At 45.9% G+C, this 21,331-nt stretch carries 23 protein-coding genes; all 23 read left to right on the top strand.

The window, feature by feature from the left end:
• Positions 1-92: 92 nt before the first annotated feature.
• The 23 genes from sucC to fliL all read left to right on the top strand — a co-directional run bounded on the left by sucC (position 93) and on the right by fliL (position 21,327).
• Positions 93-1,253, top strand: a complete 1,161-nt coding sequence (gene sucC, locus CP943_RS09260; protein WP_026579739.1) for an ADP-forming succinate--CoA ligase subunit beta — start codon at positions 93-95, stop codon at positions 1,251-1,253.
• An 18-nt stretch (positions 1,254-1,271) separates the two neighbouring features.
• A complete protein-coding gene (gene sucD, locus CP943_RS09265) occupies positions 1,272-2,174 on the top strand; it encodes a succinate--CoA ligase subunit alpha (RefSeq protein ID WP_020451379.1) in 903 nt (300 codons plus the stop codon).
• A 112-nt stretch (positions 2,175-2,286) separates the two neighbouring features.
• Positions 2,287-3,189 carry a DNA-processing protein DprA gene (gene dprA / locus CP943_RS09270; protein ID WP_105980932.1) on the top strand — a complete coding sequence of 301 codons (903 nt, stop codon included), beginning with the start codon at positions 2,287-2,289 and terminating at the stop codon, positions 3,187-3,189.
• A 204-nt stretch (positions 3,190-3,393) separates the two neighbouring features.
• Positions 3,394-5,469, top strand: a complete 2,076-nt coding sequence (gene topA / locus CP943_RS09275; protein ID WP_020451381.1) for a type I DNA topoisomerase — start codon at positions 3,394-3,396, stop codon at positions 5,467-5,469.
• Between the two features lie 75 nt (positions 5,470-5,544).
• Complete coding sequence (gene trmFO, locus CP943_RS09280) at positions 5,545-6,849, top strand: FADH(2)-oxidizing methylenetetrahydrofolate--tRNA-(uracil(54)-C(5))-methyltransferase TrmFO (RefSeq protein WP_020451382.1); 1,305 nt, start codon at positions 5,545-5,547, stop codon at positions 6,847-6,849.
• Positions 6,850-6,915: 66 nt separating this feature from the next.
• The gene (gene xerC, locus CP943_RS09285) at positions 6,916-7,830 is read left to right on the top strand and encodes a tyrosine recombinase XerC (RefSeq protein WP_020451383.1); all 915 of its coding nucleotides are present in this window, start codon (positions 6,916-6,918) and stop codon (positions 7,828-7,830) included.
• A gap of 13 nt (positions 7,831-7,843) precedes the next feature.
• Complete coding sequence (gene hslV / locus CP943_RS09290) at positions 7,844-8,389, top strand: ATP-dependent protease subunit HslV (RefSeq protein WP_020451384.1); 546 nt, start codon at positions 7,844-7,846, stop codon at positions 8,387-8,389.
• Positions 8,390-8,405: 16 nt separating this feature from the next.
• The gene (gene hslU, locus CP943_RS09295; RefSeq protein ID WP_025811384.1) at positions 8,406-9,809 is read left to right on the top strand and encodes an ATP-dependent protease ATPase subunit HslU; all 1,404 of its coding nucleotides are present in this window, start codon (positions 8,406-8,408) and stop codon (positions 9,807-9,809) included.
• Between the two features lie 38 nt (positions 9,810-9,847).
• Positions 9,848-10,627 (top strand): GTP-sensing pleiotropic transcriptional regulator CodY, encoded by a 780-nt coding sequence (gene codY, locus CP943_RS09300; protein ID WP_003181756.1) that lies wholly within the window; start codon positions 9,848-9,850, stop codon positions 10,625-10,627.
• 351 nt (positions 10,628-10,978) lie between these two features.
• On the top strand, positions 10,979-11,368 hold the full coding sequence (gene flgB, locus CP943_RS09305; protein ID WP_020451387.1) for a flagellar basal body rod protein FlgB: 390 nt from the start codon (positions 10,979-10,981) through the stop codon (positions 11,366-11,368).
• On the top strand, positions 11,368-11,820 hold the full coding sequence (gene flgC, locus CP943_RS09310; protein ID WP_020451388.1) for a flagellar basal body rod protein FlgC: 453 nt from the start codon (positions 11,368-11,370) through the stop codon (positions 11,818-11,820). Before flgB ends, flgC begins: the two co-directional genes overlap by 1 nt.
• Positions 11,821-11,833: 13 nt before the next feature.
• Positions 11,834-12,151, top strand: a complete 318-nt coding sequence (fliE, locus tag CP943_RS09315; protein ID WP_020451389.1) for a flagellar hook-basal body complex protein FliE — start codon at positions 11,834-11,836, stop codon at positions 12,149-12,151.
• Between the two features lie 50 nt (positions 12,152-12,201).
• Positions 12,202-13,803: a flagellar basal-body MS-ring/collar protein FliF gene (gene fliF, locus CP943_RS09320; protein ID WP_020451390.1), complete on the top strand. Its 1,602-nt coding sequence runs from the start codon at positions 12,202-12,204 to the stop codon at positions 13,801-13,803.
• A 13-nt stretch (positions 13,804-13,816) separates the two neighbouring features.
• Positions 13,817-14,833, top strand: coding sequence for a flagellar motor switch protein FliG (gene fliG, locus CP943_RS09325; protein WP_020451391.1), 1,017 nt, complete (start codon positions 13,817-13,819; stop codon positions 14,831-14,833).
• Positions 14,817-15,584, top strand: a complete 768-nt coding sequence (gene fliH / locus CP943_RS09330; RefSeq protein WP_020451392.1) for a flagellar assembly protein FliH — start codon at positions 14,817-14,819, stop codon at positions 15,582-15,584. Before fliG ends, fliH begins: the two co-directional genes overlap by 17 nt.
• Positions 15,584-16,897, top strand: a complete 1,314-nt coding sequence (gene fliI, locus CP943_RS09335; protein ID WP_407640589.1) for a flagellar protein export ATPase FliI — start codon at positions 15,584-15,586, stop codon at positions 16,895-16,897. The genes fliH and fliI overlap by 1 nt, the downstream gene beginning before the upstream one ends.
• Positions 16,898-16,899: 2 nt before the next feature.
• On the top strand, positions 16,900-17,343 hold the full coding sequence (gene fliJ, locus CP943_RS09340) for a flagellar export protein FliJ (protein ID WP_020451394.1): 444 nt from the start codon (positions 16,900-16,902) through the stop codon (positions 17,341-17,343).
• A gap of 13 nt (positions 17,344-17,356) precedes the next feature.
• Entirely contained in the window at positions 17,357-17,971 is a 615-nt protein-coding gene (locus CP943_RS09345; protein WP_080131372.1) for a MotE family protein, read from the top strand.
• 1 nt (position 17,972) lies between these two features.
• Complete coding sequence (locus CP943_RS09350; protein ID WP_105980934.1) at positions 17,973-19,355, top strand: flagellar hook-length control protein FliK; 1,383 nt, start codon at positions 17,973-17,975, stop codon at positions 19,353-19,355.
• Positions 19,355-19,822 carry a flagellar hook assembly protein FlgD gene (gene flgD / locus CP943_RS09355; RefSeq protein ID WP_020451397.1) on the top strand — a complete coding sequence of 156 codons (468 nt, stop codon included), beginning with the start codon at positions 19,355-19,357 and terminating at the stop codon, positions 19,820-19,822. The genes CP943_RS09350 and flgD overlap by 1 nt, the downstream gene beginning before the upstream one ends.
• A 27-nt stretch (positions 19,823-19,849) precedes the next feature.
• Positions 19,850-20,641, top strand: a complete 792-nt coding sequence (gene flgG, locus CP943_RS09360; RefSeq protein WP_035338767.1) for a flagellar basal body rod protein FlgG — start codon at positions 19,850-19,852, stop codon at positions 20,639-20,641.
• Positions 20,642-20,683: 42 nt separating this feature from the next.
• Positions 20,684-20,899: a swarming motility protein SwrD gene (locus tag CP943_RS09365; RefSeq protein ID WP_003181786.1), complete on the top strand. Its 216-nt coding sequence runs from the start codon at positions 20,684-20,686 to the stop codon at positions 20,897-20,899.
• On the top strand, positions 20,896-21,327 hold the full coding sequence (gene fliL, locus CP943_RS09370) for a flagellar basal body-associated protein FliL (RefSeq protein ID WP_020451399.1): 432 nt from the start codon (positions 20,896-20,898) through the stop codon (positions 21,325-21,327). The genes CP943_RS09365 and fliL overlap by 4 nt, the downstream gene beginning before the upstream one ends.
• Positions 21,328-21,331: the final 4 nt, after the last annotated feature.

Below are 21,331 nucleotides of genomic sequence, written 5' to 3' on the forward strand. Positions count from 1 at the left end.
TCTCATCGAAACCTAGACAATCGATCTATGATTATATAAAATGAAAGCGCAGTCTATTTTTATTTTTGCTACATAAGTTAGGAGGATGGGAAATGAATATCCATGAGTACCAAGGGAAAGAAGTACTCAGACAATACGGAGTGGCTGTTCCGGAAGGTAAAGTGGCATTTACAGCAGATGAAGCGGTCAAAGCAGCGGAAGCGCTGTCCAGCTCGGTTTATGTCGTGAAAGCTCAAATTCACGCCGGCGGACGCGGTAAAGCTGGCGGGGTTAAAATTGCAAAATCAAAAGAAGAAGTCAAAGCCTATGCGGATGAATTGTTGGGGAAGACGCTTGTCACTCACCAGACGGGTCCTGACGGCCAGCAAATAAAACGCTTACTTATTGAAGAAGGCTGCGATATCAAAAAAGAATACTATGTCGGTCTGGTTCTTGACAGGGCGACTTCACGCATCGTGCTGATGGCATCCGAAGAAGGCGGCACGGAAATTGAAGAAGTCGCTGAAAAAACGCCGGAAAAAATCGTCAAAGAAGTGATCGATCCGGCTGTCGGACTGCAGGGTTACCAGGCGAGAAAAATCGCCTTCGCCATCAATATCCCGAAAGAGCTTGTCGGCCAGGCTGTTAAGTTTATGATGGGATTGTACAAGGCGTTTACTGAAAAAGACTGTTCCATTGCTGAAATCAATCCGCTCGTCGTCACAGGTGATGGAAAAGTCATGGCCCTTGACGCCAAGCTGAACTTTGACAGCAATGCGCTATACAGACAAAAAGACATCTTGGAGTACAGAGATCTCGATGAAGAAGATCCGAAGGAAATCGAAGCATCCAAGTATGATTTAAGCTATATTTCGCTCGATGGAAACATCGGCTGCATGGTCAACGGAGCGGGGCTTGCGATGTCGACCATGGACATTATCAAGCACTACGGAGGGGAACCGGCCAACTTCCTTGACGTTGGAGGCGGCGCGACAGCTGAAAAGGTAACGGAAGCGTTCAAGATCATTTTGTCTGATCAAAACGTCAAAGGGATCTTTGTCAATATTTTCGGCGGTATCATGAAATGCGACGTCATTGCAGAAGGTGTTGTTGAAGCGACGAAACAAGTCGGTCTGACATTGCCGCTTGTCGTTCGCCTTGAAGGCACCAATGTCGATCTCGGCAAGAAGATCCTCGATGATTCAGGACTCAATATTACGTCTGCGGAATCAATGGCTGACGGCGCGCAGAAAATCGTATCCTTAGTGAAGTAAGAAAGGCAGGGGACCAAAATGAGTGTATTTATTAATAAAGACACAAAAGTCATTGTTCAGGGGATAACGGGTTCAACCGCTTTGTTTCACACAAAGCAGATGCTTGAATACGGAACGAAAATTGTCGGCGGAGTCACACCGGGCAAAGGCGGAACAGAGGTTGAAGGGGTGCCTGTGTTCAACACGGTCGAAGAGGCTGTAAAGCAGACCGGGGCAAATGCGTCTGTCATTTACGTTCCTGCGGCTTTTGCAGCCGATGCGATTATGGAAGCGACAGATGCTGAGCTTGATCTTGTCATCTGTATTACTGAGCACATTCCGGTGCTGGATATGGTAAAAGTTAAAAGGTATATGGAAGACAAGAAAACAAGGCTCATCGGTCCGAACTGTCCAGGAGTCATTACGCCTGAGGAGTGTAAAATCGGGATCATGCCCGGATATATCCATAAAAAAGGCCATGTCGGCGTTGTGTCGCGTTCAGGAACCCTTACATATGAAGCGGTTCATCAGCTTTCAGAAGCAGGAGTCGGCCAGTCAACGGCAGTGGGCATCGGCGGAGACCCTGTCAACGGGACAAACTTCATCGATGTGCTGAAGGCGTTTAATGAAGATCCTGATACACATGCGGTAATCATGATCGGCGAAATCGGCGGAACAGCTGAAGAGGAAGCGGCCGAATGGGTGAAAGCCAACATGACCAAACCTGTCGTCGGTTTCATCGGAGGAAAAACAGCGCCTCCTGGCAAGCGTATGGGGCATGCCGGCGCCATCATTTCCGGAGGAAAAGGAACGGCGGACGAAAAGGTCAAAACGATGAACGCCTGCGGAATCGAAGTGGCTGAAACGCCTTCTGTTATGGGAGAAACATTGATTAAAGTGCTGAAGGAAAAAGGCCTTTACGAAACGTGTAAAACACATTGATCTCAACATGAGCGGGAATAGTCCGATTGGTCTATTCCTGCTTTTTCATAACTGGTTAAATCGTTTAGTACTTTCAGATTGTTTTGTTTTAAAAATGTTTGGAGGTTTTTGAATGAACGACAGCAGCGAGCTTTTGATATTGCTCCGCCTTCGCGGCACACTCTCCCCTTCTCTGCTGACCAAGTGGTGGAAGCAGGATCCTTCCTTGTCTCTTACGGGCGAAAAAAACCATCTTTTAACGAAGCTTTCATTAAAAAGATCAGACTTGTGCTCCATACGAAAACTGGCGAAACAAGAACTGTCTAATGTTAAACGGCTCATCCGTTCTTACGAAGCGGCCGGAGTCCGCATGGCCGCCATATGTTCCCCCGATTATCCAGCCAGCCTGAAAACCATTCATGACCCGCCTCCCGTCCTTTTTTTAAAAGGAGATGTTAAACTTCTCAATGAACAAAGACTGATCGGAATCGTCGGAACCCGCAGCCCGTCATTATACGGAAAAAGAGCAGCGGTTCACCTTGTCAGGGAGCTTTGCAAAAAAAGCTGGACGATCGTCAGCGGCCTTGCAAAAGGAATTGACGGTCTTGCCCATCAGGAGAGCATCTGTTCAAAGGGAAGGACAATCGGCGTCATCGCGGGCGGATTCAATAGCATATATCCCCGTGAACACCGCCAGCTCGCCGGTCAAATGGCCGAAAACCACCTGCTGGTATCAGAGCACCCTCCCCACGTTAAACCTCAAAAATGGCACTTTCCGATGCGAAATCGGCTGATCAGCGGATTAACGGAAGGAATCGTTGTCGTCCAGGGAAAGGAAAAGAGCGGGTCGCTCATCACAGCATATCAAGCCCTTGAGCAGGGGCGGGAGGTGTTCGCCGTGCCTGGTCCGATCTTTGACGCCAACTCTTGCGGTCCTTCAAGGCTGATCCAAGAAGGGGCGAAACTCGTATTGAATATTGAAGATATTTTGAGCGAACTGCCGCCTTCACGCACTCAATATCCGGAACCTGTTTAGAATTATCGTTTGACAAACTGTATTGTAATATTTAATAATAGTGAGGATTTCAAGTTTAAACGCTTTAATCGGCGTTCAACATATAGAAGGATTAAATCAGACACTTTTCGTAAAAATAATGATTATATAAACGACGATTATGCTGAATACAATAAAAAGGCTAAATTGAAAAGAGAGAGAACACCTCTTGAGGGGGATAATGTTATGTCCGAATACTTAGTCATCGTGGAATCGCCTGCAAAGGCAAAAACGATTGAGCGATACTTAGGAAAAAAATATAAAGTGAAAGCTTCGATGGGACACGTCAGAGACTTGCCGAAAAGCCAGATGGGCGTTGACATCGAGCAGAACTTTGAACCAAAATACATCACGATCCGCGGGAAAGGCCCCGTGTTAAAAGAATTAAAAACGGCCGCCAAAAAGGCAAAAAAAGTCTATCTCGCAGCCGACCCCGACAGGGAAGGGGAAGCGATCGCGTGGCATTTGGCACACAGCCTTGATCTGGATCTGAATTCCGACTGCCGCGTCGTATTTAATGAGATTACAAAAGATGCGATCAAAGATTCATTTAAGCATCCGCGCATGATCAATATGGATCTTGTCGACGCCCAGCAGGCGAGAAGAATTCTGGACCGCCTTGTAGGATACAAAATCAGCCCGATTTTATGGAAAAAAGTAAAAAAAGGCTTGAGTGCGGGACGTGTCCAATCTGTTGCACTCCGCCTTATCATTGACAGAGAAAAAGAAATCAACGATTTTAAACCTGAAGAATATTGGACCATTGAAGGGTCTTTTCTCAAAGGCAAAGAAACATTTGAAGCGAGTTTCTTCGGAATAAACGGCGAAAAGCACCAGCTGAAAAGCGAAGAAGATGTAAAACAAATCCTCTCCCAGATCAAAGGGAACAAATTTGAGGTTAAAAAGGTTACGAAAAAAGAACGGAAGCGGAACCCTGCGCTCCCGTTTACTACATCGACGCTTCAGCAGGAAGCGGCGCGTAAATTAAATTTCCGGGCAAAGAAAACGATGATGATCGCCCAGCAGCTTTATGAAGGAATTGATCTCGGCAAAGAAGGAACTGTCGGGTTAATCACTTATATGAGAACGGATTCAACCCGCATCTCGAATACAGCTCAAGAAGAAGCGGCATCATTCATCGGCGAACAGTACGGAAAAGAATTTTTGGGGAGCAAGCGAAAGCCTGCCAAAAAGAATGAAAACGCCCAGGATGCCCACGAAGCGATCAGGCCGACCTCGGTGCTCAGAAAGCCTTCCGATCTGAAGGCGGTATTGGGAAGAGACCAGCTTCGACTATACAAGCTGATCTGGGAGCGCTTTGTCGCAAGCCAGATGGCTCCGGCGACACTCGATACGATGAGCGTCGATCTTGAAAACAACGGGTTGACATTTCGGGCGAACGGCAGTAAAGTCAAGTTTTCAGGTTTCATGAAGGTGTACGTTGAAGGAAAAGATGATCAGATGGAAGAGAAGAATAAGATGCTTCCGGATCTCGCTGAAGGCGACACCGTTCTTTCAAAAGATATCGAACCCGAACAGCACTTCACACAGCCGCCTCCGCGCTATACGGAAGCAAGGCTGGTCAAAACGCTTGAAGAGCTGGGAATCGGCCGTCCGTCGACTTACGCGCCGACGCTTGACACAATTCAAAAGCGCGGGTATGTCGCCCTTGATAACAAACGCTTTATCCCGACTGAACTCGGTCAAATCGTGCTTGACTTGATCATGGAGTTTTTCCCTGAGATCATTAATGTTGAGTTCACCGCCAAAATGGAAAAAGAGCTTGATGACGTTGAAGACGGAAACATTCAATGGGTGCAGATCATCGATTCCTTTTACAAGGACTTTGAAAAACGCGTTGAAAAGGCGGAAGCCGAGATGCAGGAAGTGGAAATCGAACCGGAGTATGCGGGTGTGGATTGTGAAGAGTGCGGCCACCCGATGGTCTATAAAATGGGCCGCTACGGCAAATTTATGGCCTGCTCCAATTTTCCGGACTGCCGCAACACCAAGCCGATTGTAAAAGAGATCGGGGTCAAATGCCCTTCATGCAAAACCGGCAACATCGTCGAGCGCAAATCGAAAAAACGCCGTATTTTTTACGGCTGTGACCGCTATCCTGAATGCGAATTCGTATCATGGGATAAACCGCTTGAACGGAAATGTCCGAAATGCGAGGACATGCTTGTCGAGAAAAAGCTCAAAAAAGGCGTTCAAGTGCAGTGCGTGAATTGCGATTATAAGGAAGAACAACAAAAGTAGCGGTGAGCAGGGCTTTGCTCACCTTCTTTGTTGTGTTAAAAGATGAAGTCAACTCATAAATTAGGAGATGTGAATATGAATCAAACAGTAAATGTCATCGGTGCAGGACTTGCCGGAAGCGAAGCTGCATGGCAGCTTGCCAAGCGAGGTATCAATGTCCGTTTATACGAAATGAGGCCTGTTAAACAAACGCCGGCACACCATACAGATAAATTCGCAGAACTTGTCTGCAGCAACTCGCTTCGGGCGAATTCATTAACGAACGCTGTCGGTGTATTAAAGGAAGAAATGCGGGTTCTTGACTCGGCCATCATCGCTGCTGCTGACGAATGTTCTGTTCCTGCCGGCGGTGCGCTTGCCGTAGACAGGCATGAATTTGCCGCAAACGTTACCGAAAAAGTAAAGAATCATCCGAATGTGACTGTGCTCAATGAAGAAGTCACGGAAATACCGGAAGGACCGACTATTATTGCAACAGGACCGCTGACGTCAGAATCGCTTTCCGCGAAGCTCCGGGAGCTGACAGGAGAGGACTATCTGTACTTTTATGACGCCGCTGCGCCGATAGTTGAGAAAGACAGCCTTGACATGGATAAAGTCTATTTGAAATCCCGCTATGACAAAGGGGAGGCAGCGTATTTGAACTGTCCGATGACTGAAGAAGAGTTTGACAGATTTTATGACGCCCTTGTGTCTGCGGAAACTGTTCCATTGAAAGAATTTGAAAAGGAAATCTTCTTTGAAGGCTGCATGCCGATTGAAGTCATGGCGAAGCGCGGCAAAAAAACGATGCTGTTCGGCCCGATGAAGCCTGTCGGTCTTGAAGATCCCAAAACAGGAAAGCGTCCATACGCCGTTGTGCAGCTGCGCCAAGATGATGCAGCCGGCACGCTTTACAATATCGTCGGTTTTCAGACCCACCTCAAATGGGGCGACCAAAAGGAAGTACTCCGCCTTATTCCGGGACTGGAACAAGCTGAAATCGTCCGCTACGGCGTAATGCACAGAAATACGTTCATCAACTCGCCGAGTCTTTTAAAAGCGACCTACCAGTTTAAAAAACGGGACGATCTGTTTTTCGCCGGCCAAATGACAGGTGTTGAAGGGTATGTTGAATCAGCGGCTTCAGGTCTTGTTGCCGGAATAAATGCGGCTCGGCTCATCCAGGGAAAAGAACCGGTCACTTTTTCAAATGAAACAGCGATCGGCAGCATGGCCCATTACATCACGGAAACAAACAAGAAAAACTTCCAGCCGATGAATGCGAACTTCGGTCTGTTCAAGGAATTGGGGGTTAAAATTAAAAACAAGCAGGAACGAAATGAACAGTATGCTTCGCGCGCATTGGAGACAATTCAAAATATTTCGAAAACGCTATAGTTATTCATTGCCAGATGAACTTGTTATGTGATAACATTTAAAAGCCCTTTTCGAAGAGGTGTAATGATGGCAAATGTTAAGAATTTTTTAACTTTATTCATTGAATATTTACAAATAGAAAAGAATTATTCAAAATATACAATTGTGGGTTACATTTCTTCTATTGAAGACTTTGAACGCTTTTTACAAGTTCAGGGCATAAAAGGTTTTGAAGACGTGACTTATCCGGATGTGAGAATTTTCTTGACGGAAGCGCATGAAAAAGGGCTTACTCGCAGGACGATCAGCAAGAAAATTTCGGCTCTGCGAAGCTTCTATAAATTTTTATTAAGGGAAAAGATGGTAAAAGAAAACCCGTTTCTGCTTGTCAGTCTTCCGAAACAGGATAAACGGATTCCAAAATTTTTATATGAAAAAGAACTTGAAGAACTGTTTGAGGTTTCGGACTTGAGTACACCGCTCGGCCAAAGGAATCAGGCGCTCTTGGAACTTCTTTACGCAACAGGCATGCGGGTAAGCGAACTTTGCAGCCTGAAGGAATCCGATTTGGATCTGTTTTTAGATACGGTTTTGGTTCACGGGAAAGGCAGGAAGCAAAGGTATATTCCATTTGGTTCATTCGCCCGGGAGGCTTTGGATCTGTATTTGCAAAATGGAAGACGCATCCTGCTGTTAAAAGCGAAAGAGCCCTGCCCTTTTATTTTTTTGAATCAAAGGGGCGGGCCCTTAACCCCGAGGGGGGTTCGTTACATTTTGGGAGAACTGGTCAAAAAGACTTCGGGTACATTACATATACATCCGCATATGCTTCGCCATACTTTTGCCACCCATTTGTTAAATGAGGGTGCGGATCTCAGGAGCGTTCAGGAACTGCTTGGGCATTCAAACCTTTCTTCAACCCAGGTGTATACGCATGTATCTAAAGATATGCTCAGAAAGACATATATGTCTCATCACCCTCGGGCACATAAAGGGAAATAAAGGAGGTTCTTTTATGTCATCTTTTCACGCAACGACGATATTCGCCGTCCAGCACAACGGAAAAAGCGCGATGGCGGGAGACGGCCAGGTTACGTTCGGTCAGGCTGTCGTCATGAAGCATACCGCTAGAAAGGTAAGAAAGCTCTTCAACGGGAAAGTCATTGCCGGCTTTGCCGGTTCTGTTGCGGACGCTTTCACGCTCTTTGAAATGTTTGAAGCGAAGCTTGAAGAGTACAACGGCAATTTACAGCGTGCGGCAGTCGAGCTTGCAAAAGAGTGGCGAAGCGATAAAGTCCTCAGAAAGCTTGAGGCGATGCTGATCGTCATGAACGCTGACAGCATGCTGCTCGTTTCCGGAACAGGCGAGGTGATTGAACCTGACGACGGCATTTTGGCGATCGGCTCAGGCGGAAACTATGCCCTGGCAGCCGGAAGGGCGTTGAAACGTCATGCAGGCGGCCAGCTTGACGCAAGAGCGATTGCGAGGGCCTCACTTGAAACCGCGGGCGAAATCTGTGTGTATACGAACGATCAGATCATTGTAGAAGAACTTGAATAGAAAGGATATGAGGCATATGGAAAAAAAGCCGCTGACTCCTAGGCAGATCGTCGAAAGGCTTGATCAATACATCGTCGGCCAGCTCGATGCGAAAAAAGCGGTCGCCGTGGCATTGAGGAACCGCTACAGAAGAAGTCTTCTTGATGAAAAACTGCGCGAAGAAATCGTTCCGAAAAACATATTGATGATGGGTCCGACAGGTGTGGGAAAAACCGAGATTGCAAGGCGAATCGCGAAGCTCGTCGGCGCTCCGTTCGTCAAAATCGAAGCGACGAAGTTCACGGAAGTCGGTTATGTGGGCAGAGATGTTGAATCGATGGTCAGGGATCTTGTGGAAACGTCAATCCGCCTCGTCAAAGAGGAAAAAATGAACGAAGTGAAAGGCATCGCCGAAGAAAACGCAAATAAACGCCTCGTCCGCCTGCTTGTACCGGGAAGAAAAAAACAGTCAGGTGCGAAAAATCCTTTTGAAATGCTGTTTGGCGGAAATCAGGATCAAGAGACGAATGAAGCGGAAAAGCATGAAGACACGGATATCGAAAACAACCGGAAGCGGATTGCACATCAGCTTGCTCTCGGCGAGCTTGAAGACCATTATGTCACCGTGGAGGTGGAGGAGCAGCAGCCATCCATGTTTGATATGCTCCAAGGCTCGGGTATGGAACAGATGGGCATGAACATGCAGGATGCGCTCAGCAGCCTGATGCCGAAAAAGAAAAAGCGCCGCAAGCTGACGGTCAGGGAAGCACGAAAAGTGCTGACGAATGAAGAAGCGGCAAAGCTCATCGATATGGACGAAGCTGCCCAGGAGGCCGTCCTGAGAGCCGAACAGTCGGGAATCATCTTTATCGATGAGATCGATAAAATCGCCAAAAAGAGCGGTGCTTCTTCATCGGCCGACGTCTCAAGAGAGGGCGTGCAGCGCGATATTCTTCCGATTGTAGAAGGCTCTACCGTCATGACAAAGTACGGTGCGGTCAAAACGGATCACGTGCTGTTCATCGCTGCAGGTGCATTCCATATGGCGAAGCCTTCAGATCTAATTCCAGAGCTGCAGGGACGCTTTCCGATCCGCGTTGAGCTTCAAAAGCTGAGCATCGATGATTTTGTGAAAATCTTAACTGAGCCTGACAACGCTCTTCTAAAGCAGTATAAGGCTTTATTGAAGACGGAAGGTATATCTCTTGAATTTTCTGACGATGCTATTCGTAAGATTGCAGAAGTGGCTTATCATGTGAACCAGGACACAGACAATATCGGGGCGAGAAGGCTTCACACCATTTTGGAACGGCTTTTGGAAGAACTGTCATTCGAGGCTCCGGATGTGATGATGGAGGAAGTTGTCATCACGCCTCAATATGTTGAAGAAAAGCTCGGTTCGATCGCTAAGAATAAGGATTTAAGCCAGTTTATTTTATAAACAATTAAATAAGAGTAATTTAGGAGGATCAATTTATTATGGCTTTATTACAAAAAACAAGAAAGATTAATGCAATGCTGCAAAATGCGGCAGGGAAGCCGGTTAATTTTAAAGAAATGGCCGAAACGCTTCGCGATGTGATTGATTCGAACATTTTCGTCGTCAGCCGCAGAGGAAAGCTTCTCGGTTTCTCGATCAACCAGCAGATCGAAAATGACCGGATGAAAAAAATGCTTGAAGAGCGCCAGTTTCCTGAAGACTATACAAAAAGTCTGTTCAACATTCCGGAAACTTCATCCAACCTTGACATTAACAGCGAATATACGGCTTTCCCTGTGGAAAACCGCGATTTGTTCCAAGCGGGTCTGACCACAGTCGTTCCGATCATCGGAGGGGGCGAAAGACTCGGCACCTTGATTCTGTCCCGCCTTCAGGAGAAATTCGAGGATGACGATCTGATCCTTGCCGAATATGGCGCAACGGTCGTAGGAATGGAAATTCTCAGAGAGAAAGCTGAAGAGATCGAAGAGGAAGCACGCAGCAAAGCGGTCGTTCAAATGGCGATCAGTTCATTATCTTACAGCGAGCTTGAAGCAATTGAACATATTTTTGAAGAGCTTGACGGAAATGAAGGTCTGCTTGTCGCAAGTAAAATTGCAGACCGCGTCGGCATCACCCGCTCGGTCATTGTCAATGCGCTGCGCAAACTTGAAAGCGCCGGTGTCATTGAATCAAGGTCATTAGGGATGAAAGGCACATACATTAAAGTCCTGAACAACAAATTTTTAATGGAATTAGAAAAACTAAAGTCTCATTAAAAGATGAAAGCCGCAGAACATGCCGTTCTGCGGCTTTTTTTATTTCACGTTTTAAACTATATTATCGTAATTTTTTCATATCAAAAACAACTAAAATGCGGTGCTGAATCAATGCGTTGCTTGAATAAAAAATATACTAACATAATGTTTTGAAACTTTAACAAACGTAACATTACATAGTTCTTATAATCTAGGTCGAAATACCTATTCATAAAATAGATATTTATTACGATTTTTTTTTGCGTCCAGATCATAGACTTTAAGCCTATTATTCCTTACAATAGGCTTATGGTTTTTACAATTCTCGACAAGATTTTGAGACAGATGGAAAAAGATTGGAGGTATTTGGCGATGGATATATTTTCAGGAACAATACATAGACTAGAGGGAGCCTTGAATCAAGCGAACATTAAGCAAAAAGTCATAACGAACAATCTGGCCAATGTAGACACACCGAACTACAAGGCGAAAAAAGTATCCTTCAAAAATGTGCTGAATGAGGAGTCCTCCCGAATTAACGCTATAAAAACAGACTATAGACACATTGACTTCAAAGGGAATGAGTCAAATTATTCAGTTGTGTCGAGAAAGAATACAAGTTATCAGGAAAACGGGAACAACGTGGACGTTGATCAGGAAATGAGTGAAATGGCGAAAAATCAAATCCAGTATCAAGCGCTGGTTGAAAGAATAAGCGGCAAATTCAACTCACTGCGGACCGCGATTACAGGAGGTAAATAATGGGGGTATTCAATAGCATCAACATCTCAGCTTCGGCGTTGACTGCACAGAGAGTCAGAATGGATACCGTTTCTTCCAACCTGGCAAACATGGACACAACAAGAGCGAAGCTGGTCGACGGACAGTGGCAGCCGTATAGAAGAAAGCTTGTATCGACGGCTCCGAAAGGCGAATCTTTTTCATCCGTGCTCCAATCATCGATGAATGCATCGGCGAGAGTCGGTGAAGGGGTAAAGGTGACCAAGATCAGCGAAGACAAAACACCATTTAAACTCGTTTATGATCCGACGCATCCCGACGCAAACGAAGACGGATACGTGCAGATGCCGAATGTCGATCCGCTAAAAGAGATGGTTGATTTAATGGGCAGCACAAGGTCATATGAAGCGAATGTCACAGCGATGAACGCGACAAAAGGAATGCTGATGAAAGCACTAGAAATCGGAAAGTAGGGTGATGACACGAATGGTTAATGGAATCTCTCCATTTGGAATTCAACCCGTGCAGGCGGGAACGAATGCAACAAATCAGATCACGAACAAGCAGGACGGTTCAGAGAACCAAGTCAGCTTTTCCAACGTGCTGAAAGATTCTATCAATGCTTTGAATCAATCTCAAAATGAATCTGATAAACTGACAAACGCGCTTGCTCTCGGTCAGGATGTCAACCTTGATGAAGTGATGGTTGCAGCCCAGAAGGCAAATATTACATTGACGGCTGCGACGGAATTCCGCAACAAAGCGGTTGAAGCTTATCAGGAAATCATGAGAATGCAAATGTAAGAAAGGAGTCTGAAAGCGAAGAGAATTAGTGTAACTACCGGGGGAGTAAGATGAATCGTACTTTATTGCAAATCAAAACGAAAATAACAGATTTTTGGAAAAACAGATCAAAGCTGCAGAAGTTTTTGATGATTGGCATCGTCGCTCTGGCAGTGATCCTGTCAATCATCATTGGAATTGTTGCTTCGTCGAATAAAATGGTGCCGCTCTATAAAGACTTGTCAGCTGAAGAAACCGGCCAAATCAAAAAAGTGCTCGATGAAAAAGGTGTTCCATCTGAGGTTGCAGCTGACGGTTCAGTCATTAAAGTTCCGGAAGAAAAAGTCGACGGGCTGAAAGTCGATCTTGCGGCAGAGGGTCTTCCGAAAAGCGGAAGCATCGATTATTCGTTCTTTGGTCAAAATGCCGGTTTCGGTATGACGGACAACGAATTTGACGTATTGAAAGTGAAAGCAACGCAAACCGAGCTTTCCAACCTCATCAAAGGAATAGACGGGATTAAAGATTCAAAGGTCATGATTAACCTGCCGAAGGAATCCGTCTTTGTCGGAGAGGAAAAGCCGGAAGCATCCGCTTCGATTGTTCTTCAGGTGAAGCCCGGCCACACGCTTGATCAAAATGAAATCAACGGCCTTTATCATCTCGTATCGAAAAGCGTGCCGAACCTTGATCCGGAAAATATCGTGATCATGGATCAAAACTCCACGTATTACGATCAAACCGGCAAAGATTCAGGTTCATACGCTGACAGCTACTCTTCACAAAGGCAAGTCAAAGCTCAGATCGAAAAGGACCTGCAGAGACAAATTCAAACCATGCTCGGCACGATGATGGGACAGGATAAAGTAGTTGTATCCGTCACATCCGACATCGACTTCACAAAAGAAAACAGGACGGAAGATCTGGTTGAACCTGTCGACAAAGAAAATATGGAAGGGATCACGGTCAGCGCAGAGCGCGTCAGTGAAACGTATTCCGGACAGGGAGCGCAAGCTGGAGGCGTCAACGGAACAGGTGAAAACGATGTAACAAACTATGCGGAGACAGAAGGCGGAACAGGCAACGGAGACTACGAAAAAAGCGAAGAACGAATCAACAATGAAGTCAACAAAATTCATAAAGAAATCGCCGAAAGTCCGTACAAAATCAGAGATCTGGGCGTCCAGGTCATGGTTGAACCGCCTGATGCGAAGAACCCACAGTCACTGCCTGCTGAAAGAGAAGATGATATTAAAAAAATCCTCTCAACCATTGTGAAAACATCGATCGACAAGAAGTATGAAGAAGAGCCGCTGACAGATGAGGATATTGAAAATAAAATCGTTGTTTCTGTCCAATCGTTCGACGGCAAGCAGACAATCGATGAAGGAACGGAAACAGGCGGTATACCGATGTGGATTTACATCGCAGGCGGAGCAGCGCTTGTTGCTGTAATCGGCCTCATCATCTGGCTTGTCAGAAGACGTAAAAATAGAGATGACGAATACGAGGAAGAATGGTATGAAACGCCTCAGGAACCGATTCGTGTTGCTGATGTGAACAATGAAAAAGAGACGGAAGAAACTGTCAGACGAAAACAGCTTGAAAAAATGGCGAAAGATAAGCCTGAAGAATTCGCCAAATTGTTGCGCAGCTGGCTGACCGAGGATTAGGAGGAGTATTGAAATGGCAAAAATGAAACAAGATAGGCTTACAGGCAAACAAAAAGCGGCCATTCTCATGATATCCTTAGGGCTTGATGTGTCAGCTTCCGTTTACAAGCATTTAACAGATGAAGAAATCGAAAGGCTGACGCTTGAAATATCAAATGTCAGAGCTGTATCACCAGAGAAAAAAGATGAAATTATTCAGGAATTTCATGAAACGGCTATTGCTCAAGAATATATATCACAAGGCGGCATTCACTACGCCAAGCAGGTGCTTGACAAAGCGCTCGGCGAAGACAAAGCCGCCAGCATTATCAACAGGTTGACATCGTCTCTTCAAGTCAGACCGTTCGATTTTGCCAGAAAAGCGGATCCCGAGCAGATTCTGAACTTTATCCAGCATGAACATCCGCAGACGATCGCATTGATTCTGTCTTATCTCGATCCCGTGCAATCCGGTCAGATATTATCAGAACTAAATCAGGATGTGCAGGCAGAGGTTGCAAGACGGATCGCTGTCATGGACAGGACGTCGCCGGAAATCATCAATGAAGTCGAACAGATTCTGGAGCAAAAGCTATCCTCCACATTCACTCAGGACTACACGCAGACCGGCGGCATTGAAGCCGTTGTCGAAGTGTTGAACGGAGTTGACAGAGGTACAGAGAAAACGATCCTTGACTCCCTTGAAATCCAGGATCCTGAGCTTGCCGACGAGATTAAAAAGCGGATGTTCGTCTTTGAAGATATCGTTACGCTTGATAACCGCGCCATTCAAAGGGTTATCCGCGATGTGGAAAACGACGATCTGCTTCTCTCCCTCAAAGTGGCCAGCGAAGAGGTCAAAGACATCGTCTTCAGCAATATGTCGCAGCGTATGGCTGAAACATTTAAAGAAGAAATGGAATTCATGGGCCCTGTGCGTCTGCGTGACGTAGAAGAAGCTCAATCCAGAATCGTAAGCGTCATCCGAAGACTTGAAGAAGCAGGTGAGATCGTAATCGCCAGAGGCGGAGGAGATGATATCATTGTCTAACATTATTAAACAGCGATTATCATCAATACCGCCAAAAGAAAGGCGGACGATTTCATTAAAGGAAGTCAAACTTCCTGAAACAGAAACTGAACTTGATACCGGACAGGATCCGGAATTCCTCCTCGATCATGCCAGACAGGAAGCAGGGAAAATATACGAAAAAGCGAACGCTGAACTCGAACAGGTCAGACGGCAAATCGAAGAGGAAAGGATAAGCTGGGAAACAGAACGCGAAGCGCTGATAGACCAGGCGAAACAAGAAGGCTTTCAAGCGGGGTTTGAACAGGGAAAGGCCGAGGCCCAAAGCACTTATCAATCCTATTTGGATGAAGCCAACGCCATCGTCGGAGCGGCGAGGCGTGACTATGAAGAAAAAATCGAACAATCTTCCGAAGAAATTGTCGAACTTGCCGTGTCGCTGGCTAAAAAAGTTTGGAATCAAAAGGCTGACGACAAAGAAGCTTTTTCAGCCCTCGTCAAACAGGTGCTGTCCGAAATGAAGGAGTTCGATGACATTGCCGTCTATGTGGATCCGGAGTATTACACAGAGGTTCAAAGCCACAAAAACGAACTTGAGCAGCTCCTCCAATATGGCGCCCATCTCGCGATATACGCCGATGAAAAAGCGCCAAAGGGAACGTGCTATGTTGAAACGGCTTTCGGAAGAATTGATGCAGGAATCGACACTCAATTACAGCAGCTGAAACAAAAACTGCTCAGCCTGCTTGAAACGGCAGGTGTTGTCCAGTGATGCTTGAGCAGCTGCTTGAATGTATAGAAACCGCAGACTCCTACAAACGTTACGGAAAAGTCAAACAAGCGGTCGGCCTGATGATTGAATCCAAAGGACCTGAATGCTCAATCGGCGATGTCTGCAAAATCTATACAAAAGGTGACGGGCCAAAGGCCATCAAAGCTGAGGTCGTCGGCTTCAAAGACCAAAATATTCTTCTCATGCCATATTTGGAAGCGGCCAATATTGCACCCGGCAGCATTGTCGAAGCGACGGGAGAATCGCTCAGAGTCAAAGTCGGCTCCGGCTTGATCGGGCAAGTTGTCGATGCATTCGGCAATCCGCTCAACGGCAGCACGCTTCCGAAAGGTTTGGCTCAAGTTTCGACAGAACAGGCGCCGCCTAATCCGATGAAAAGGCCGCCAATCAGAGAAAAAATGGCGGTCGGCGTCAGATCAATCGACAGTCTGCTGACCGTCGGAAAAGGACAACGTGTCGGGATATTCGCCGGAAGCGGCGTCGGAAAAAGCACGCTCATGGGCATGATTGCAAGAGAGACGGCCGCAGACTTGAATGTCATCGCTCTTGTCGGAGAGCGGGGCCGCGAAGTCAGAGAGTTCATTGAGAAAGATCTCGGCGAAGAAGGGCTGAAGCGCACGATCGTTGTAGTGGCTACTTCCGACCAGCCGGCATTGATGCGGCTGAAAGCGGCCTATACAGCAACAGCGATTGCCGAGTACTTCCGCGACAAAGGACAAAACGTGATGTTCATGATGGACTCGGTGACAAGGGTTGCCATGGCTCAGAGGGAAATCGGCCTGGCGACGGGCGAACCGCCGACGACGAAAGGTTATACACCCTCAGTGTTCGCTATTTTACCTAAGCTCTTAGAACGAACAGGAACGACGGAAAACGGGTCAATAACTGCTTTCTATACGGTTCTTGTCGACGGTGATGATATGAATGAACCGATCGCCGATACTGTCAGGGGAATCTTGGACGGTCATATCGTTCTTGACCGGAGCCTTGCGAATAAAGGCCAGTTTCCGGCAGTCAACATTTTAAAAAGCATCAGCAGGGTGATGTCAAACATCGCCGGGAAAGATCATATAAGAGCAGCGAACCGGTTCAGGGAAATGCTGTCAACCTATCAAAACTCAGAGGACCTGATCAACATAGGAGCCTATAAAAAAGGGTCTTCCAGAGAAATTGATGAGGCCATACAATTCCACCCTAAGCTGATCAGCTTCCTCAAGCAGGAAGTGGATGAAGCGGCGTCGCTGGAAGAGAGCATTTCTTTATTAAAGAGTCTTACAGGAAGAGAGGATTAAGAATGGCTTATTCATTTAAATTTCAAAAGCTCCTCGAGCTTAAAGAAAATGAAAAAGACCAATCATTCGCTGAATATCAGCACTCAGTTTCCGAATTCGAAAAGGTCGCGGAAAAGCTGTATGAAAGTATGAACCAAAAAGAAACGCTAGAAAAAAACAAGGAAATCAAGATGCAGACAGGAATGAGCGTTCAGGAAATGCGGCATTATCAGCAATTTGTCACAAATCTTGAAACGACTATCTACCATTATCAAAAGCTCGTCATGATGAAGAGAAATGAAATGAATGAAAAACAGCACGATCTGACGGAAAAAAATATCGAGCTGAAAAAATTTGAAAAAATGAAAGAAAAGCAGTTTGAAATGTATTCGCTGCAAAACAAAGCAAATGAGTTAAAGGAAATGGACGATATCTCCATTGCCCAGTACATAACTCAAGGAAGCTAGGGGTAGAAAAACGATGACCGAAGAAAAAAAAGCCGGTAAATTTCAGACATTTTTGTTTGTCATCGTCATTCCGCTGATCTTTTTAATCGTTGCAGCGTTTGTCGGCATGTGGCTTTTGGGCGTCAATTTCCAGGATGCAGCCTCCAAAATCCCCGTTGTTAAAGAGCTTGTGAAAAACGGCGAGGATCAGGACAAAGATCACGCAGCAAAGCAGCAGGAGAACAAAGCAGAAAAGCTCCAAAAGACGATCGATGAACAAAAAAGCGAAATCGAAACGCTGACGAGTGACTTGAAAACGAGTGATCAAGAGATTAAAAGGCTGAAACAAAAAATCAGCTCGTTCGAAAAAACGGAAAAAGATGAAAAAGAGCAGAAAGAAAAGAACGCCGAAGGTCAAGGAGACGGAAAAAAAGTCGTCAAAATTTATGAAAGCATGCAAAGCAATAAAGCTGCAAAAATTTTAAGCGAATTAAAAGAAGAAGAGGCAATCAACATTTTAGATTCTTTAAGCAAAAAGAAAGTGACTGAGATCCTCTCCAAAATGTCTCCTGATAAAGCGGCTGTATTCACAGAAAAGCTTGTGAAAAACGAAGCGAAAAATGAAAAGAAAAAAGAAGGGGGGGAATAGCTTGAGGCTTTTTGACGCAATCTCTTTTGATGCCAAGCCTGCGGCGGATACCGCAACTGCAAAAACGAGCAGGACGCCTCTGGGCGGACTCTTTCAAAATGTGCTCCAAAAGGAAAACAGCTCACTTTCCCCTTTTCAAAAGGGAGAAGAACCTTCTCAGGACACGTCATTGGAAGGGCTTTTGCATGAACTGAAGCAATGGCTTTTAAATAATGAAGGCGGCTCCTTCAATGAAGACTGGTTGAATTCCCTCCAGCATGTTGAAGAGCTGAATCCATCTCCGGATGAACTCGCATTGGCAGAACAGCTGTTACAGCAAATAAAAGAGCTGCTTGAAAATGCCGCTCTGCCTGGACAATCAGGCAAAACAGCTGATGCTATTGAAGCTGTGCCTGCTGACGAAAGCGGGACAGAAGAGCCGAAACTGACTGACCTGCAAATTCTTGGTCAGATTCAGCAGCTGCTCGCTGTGATCGTAAATGAAAATCAACCGGCACTCAAAACTTCACAAATCGCAGAAATATTGAAACAAGCGCCGGAATTTCTCGCCGCTCTTCAGACAAAGGCGGGAACAGAAGGGCTGATTGATGAACTTAAACGCCAATTTTTCACAAAAGATCCGGGTGAGTCGCAGCTTTTGTCCATGTCAAACGCCGAGCTGAAAAGCTTGAAAAGTGTAATGGAGCAGATGATGAACGCAAACGCTGAACCGGATCAAAAAGAGTGGAAAATGGCGGAAAGCGAACTAAAGGCAATGCTCATGAGCAAAAAAACCGATGTCTCTCTTTCTGAGAAGCCGTTGTCCTTTGTTTTGAACGGAAGGGAAATTCAAACTGAAGGAAAGCAAGGCCAAAAGGAACAGCCGATTCAATCCTCTGTACTGGCCAATCATCGGACAGGCGCAGTGCTGATCCAGGGTCTCCAAACTTCGGCGGCAGATGAATCTTCCGCTCAGCCGAAAAGCTTTTCAGAACAAATTCTCAGCTCATGGAAACAGATGAAGTATACACCGTTCGGCAGATCGACAGGCAGTTTCACGATCCGCCTGAATCCTGAAAATCTTGGCTTTATCACGATCAAACTCGTCAAACAGCACGGGATGTTTTCGAGCAAAATCATCGCATCGACCCAGTCGGCTAAAGAGCTGCTCGAACACAATCTCGCGCATCTTAAACAGGCGCTGCCCAACATGTCTGTACAAATTGACCGCTTCGGTGTACCGCTTCAAAACGGTGATCAGACCTTCGGACAGCTGGCGGACGAACAGAAAAACCAGCAGCAGCCGAAGCAAGATCAGCAAAAAGAGCAGGAAAATGAGGGTTTTCAGGAGTTTTTGGATGATCTTATCGAGACTCGATCACAGGACAGCGAGGAGGAGATCTAATGTCTGACACTTCAATTGATACAAGAACTGTTTTAGGAACAACAAACACGAAATCGACGACACCCGATTTTTTATCCGAGGCAAAAAAAGCCGAGAAAGCAGGGAGCGGCTCCAACCTTGGCAAGGATGAATTTTTGAAACTGCTCATGAAACAACTGCAGTACCAAGACCCCTTAAACCCGATGGAAGACCGTGAATTCATTGCGCAAATGGCGACCTTTTCAAGCCTTGAGCAACTAACGAATCTAAACTCAACGATGTCGACGTTCGTCGGACTTCAGGACCCGATGACGATGTATGTCAGCTGGATCGGAAAAGAAGTCACCTATGAAGGCGAAGACAGCGAAGAGAAAACGGCGCTCGTCAAATCAGTTAAAAGCTCAGACGGACAGTATCTGCTTGTCCTTGACGATGGAACCGAAGTCAATCCGTGGAATGTGACGGCGGTAAGCCATTCTGATAAATAAAAACAGACAATTCAGGGAGGAATAATTATGTTACGTTCACTATACTCAGGAATCAGCGGCATGAAAAACTTTCAGACAAAGCTTGATGTCGTGGCAAACAACATTTCGAATGTCAATACGGCAGGCTATAAGAAAAGCCGGGTTACGTTTAAAGATATTGTCAGCCAGCAGCTTTCCGGTGCGACGTCGTCTACTGCAAACCGCGGCTCTGTCAACGGCCAGCAGGTCGGGCTCGGTGCAACGATCGGATCGATCGATATCATTCACACAAACGCAGCGCCTTCAACAACAGGCCGCCAGCTTGACATGACTATTACAGGAGACGGCTACTTCCGCGTCGGATCGGGAGATGAAGTGTACTACACAAGATCCGGGAACTTCTACCGTTCTGATGAAGGTGACCTCGTCACTGTTGATGGGCTGTTCGTCTTAACGGCCAACAACGGAAGGATCAATATCCCGCAAGACGCGCAAAGCTTCAGCATCGCGCCTGACGGAACCGTGTCTTATGTCGATCAAAACAACGAGAACCAGACCGCCGGCCAAATCTCGCTTGCGACATTCAACAATACATCCGGTTTAACAAAAACGGGGGACAACCTTTACCGCGAAACATTGAGTTCTGGAGCTCCGCAAGTCGTTGTGCCTGGAGAAGATGGCTCAGGAAAGATTCAAACGAGTGCGCTTGAAATGTCGAACGTCGACCTTTCAGAAGAGTTTTCCGAAATGATTATCGCGCAGCGCGGCTTCCAGTCCAATGCGAAAATCATTACAACCTCTGATGAAATTCTTCAGGAACTCGTCAATCTGAAGCGATAGGAGGGAAGGAGGCGCCCTCGTAAAGGCGCCTCTTGATAACACATGATCAAAGTTACGCGATTAAACGGACAGCCTTTTATTCTGAACGCGCTATTCATTGAGCAAATTGAATGTTTTCCGGATACGACAATTACGCTGTCAAACGGAAAAAAGTTTGTTGTCAAAGAAGATGAAGATACAGTTGTGGATACAATCGTGTCATTCTATCAAAAAATCCAAATACTTTCTTGTGACCAAAGAATTGAGGAATCTGAATGAATAAAAAACTTCTAGGAATTATGCTGACGATTATTCTGGCAATTGCTGTGTTAGGAACCGCTGCGTTCTTTGTCATTAAGGGAAGCGCAAGTGAAAAAGATCAAACGAAAGAACCTTCGATCGATGAAGTGGTCGAATCATCAGTTGAAGTCGCCGAAATCACGACAAACTTGAAATCGGACAATGTGGTCCGTTTGTCAATCAAGCTTGAAACCGATTCGAAAGAAGCGAAAGAAGAGCTTGAAAAGCGGGATTTCCAAATTAAAGATTCAGTCATCTCCCTTTTGGCAAACACGAACGCAGATGATCTTGAAGGACAAAAAGGAAAAGAAAAATTTAAAGAGCAGCTGAAAGAAAAGCTGAACACGAACTACATGAAAGAGGGAAAAGTGAAAACTGTATACATTACCTCCTTTAATCTGCAGTAGGAAC

The sequence above is a fragment of the Bacillus paralicheniformis genome (assembly GCF_002993925.1).
In the GTDB taxonomy this organism is placed as follows: domain Bacteria; phylum Bacillota; class Bacilli; order Bacillales; family Bacillaceae; genus Bacillus; species Bacillus paralicheniformis.

Bases quoted from the DNA above. Each gene is read 5' to 3' on its own strand.
- sucC (WP_026579739.1), top strand. From the start codon at position 93: ATGAATATCCATGAGTACCAAGGGAAAGAAGTACTCAGACAATACGGA.
- sucD (WP_020451379.1), top strand. From the start codon at position 1,272: ATGAGTGTATTTATTAATAAAGACACAAAAGTCATTGTTCAGGGGATA.
- dprA (WP_105980932.1), top strand. From the start codon at position 2,287: ATGAACGACAGCAGCGAGCTTTTGATATTGCTCCGCCTTCGCGGCACA.
- topA (WP_020451381.1), top strand. From the start codon at position 3,394: ATGTCCGAATACTTAGTCATCGTGGAATCGCCTGCAAAGGCAAAAACG.
- trmFO (WP_020451382.1), top strand. From the start codon at position 5,545: ATGAATCAAACAGTAAATGTCATCGGTGCAGGACTTGCCGGAAGCGAA.
- xerC (WP_020451383.1), top strand. From the start codon at position 6,916: ATGGCAAATGTTAAGAATTTTTTAACTTTATTCATTGAATATTTACAA.
- hslV (WP_020451384.1), top strand. From the start codon at position 7,844: ATGTCATCTTTTCACGCAACGACGATATTCGCCGTCCAGCACAACGGA.
- hslU (WP_025811384.1), top strand. From the start codon at position 8,406: ATGGAAAAAAAGCCGCTGACTCCTAGGCAGATCGTCGAAAGGCTTGAT.
- codY (WP_003181756.1), top strand. From the start codon at position 9,848: ATGGCTTTATTACAAAAAACAAGAAAGATTAATGCAATGCTGCAAAAT.
- flgB (WP_020451387.1), top strand. From the start codon at position 10,979: ATGGATATATTTTCAGGAACAATACATAGACTAGAGGGAGCCTTGAAT.
- flgC (WP_020451388.1), top strand. From the start codon at position 11,368: ATGGGGGTATTCAATAGCATCAACATCTCAGCTTCGGCGTTGACTGCA.
- fliE (WP_020451389.1), top strand. From the start codon at position 11,834: ATGGTTAATGGAATCTCTCCATTTGGAATTCAACCCGTGCAGGCGGGA.
- fliF (WP_020451390.1), top strand. From the start codon at position 12,202: ATGAATCGTACTTTATTGCAAATCAAAACGAAAATAACAGATTTTTGG.
- fliG (WP_020451391.1), top strand. From the start codon at position 13,817: ATGGCAAAAATGAAACAAGATAGGCTTACAGGCAAACAAAAAGCGGCC.
- fliH (WP_020451392.1), top strand. From the start codon at position 14,817: ATGATATCATTGTCTAACATTATTAAACAGCGATTATCATCAATACCG.
- fliI (WP_407640589.1), top strand. From the start codon at position 15,584: ATGCTTGAGCAGCTGCTTGAATGTATAGAAACCGCAGACTCCTACAAA.
- fliJ (WP_020451394.1), top strand. From the start codon at position 16,900: ATGGCTTATTCATTTAAATTTCAAAAGCTCCTCGAGCTTAAAGAAAAT.
- CP943_RS09345 (WP_080131372.1), top strand. From the start codon at position 17,357: ATGACCGAAGAAAAAAAAGCCGGTAAATTTCAGACATTTTTGTTTGTC.
- flgD (WP_020451397.1), top strand. From the start codon at position 19,355: ATGTCTGACACTTCAATTGATACAAGAACTGTTTTAGGAACAACAAAC.
- flgG (WP_035338767.1), top strand. From the start codon at position 19,850: ATGTTACGTTCACTATACTCAGGAATCAGCGGCATGAAAAACTTTCAG.
- CP943_RS09365 (WP_003181786.1), top strand. From the start codon at position 20,684: ATGATCAAAGTTACGCGATTAAACGGACAGCCTTTTATTCTGAACGCG.
- fliL (WP_020451399.1), top strand. From the start codon at position 20,896: ATGAATAAAAAACTTCTAGGAATTATGCTGACGATTATTCTGGCAATT.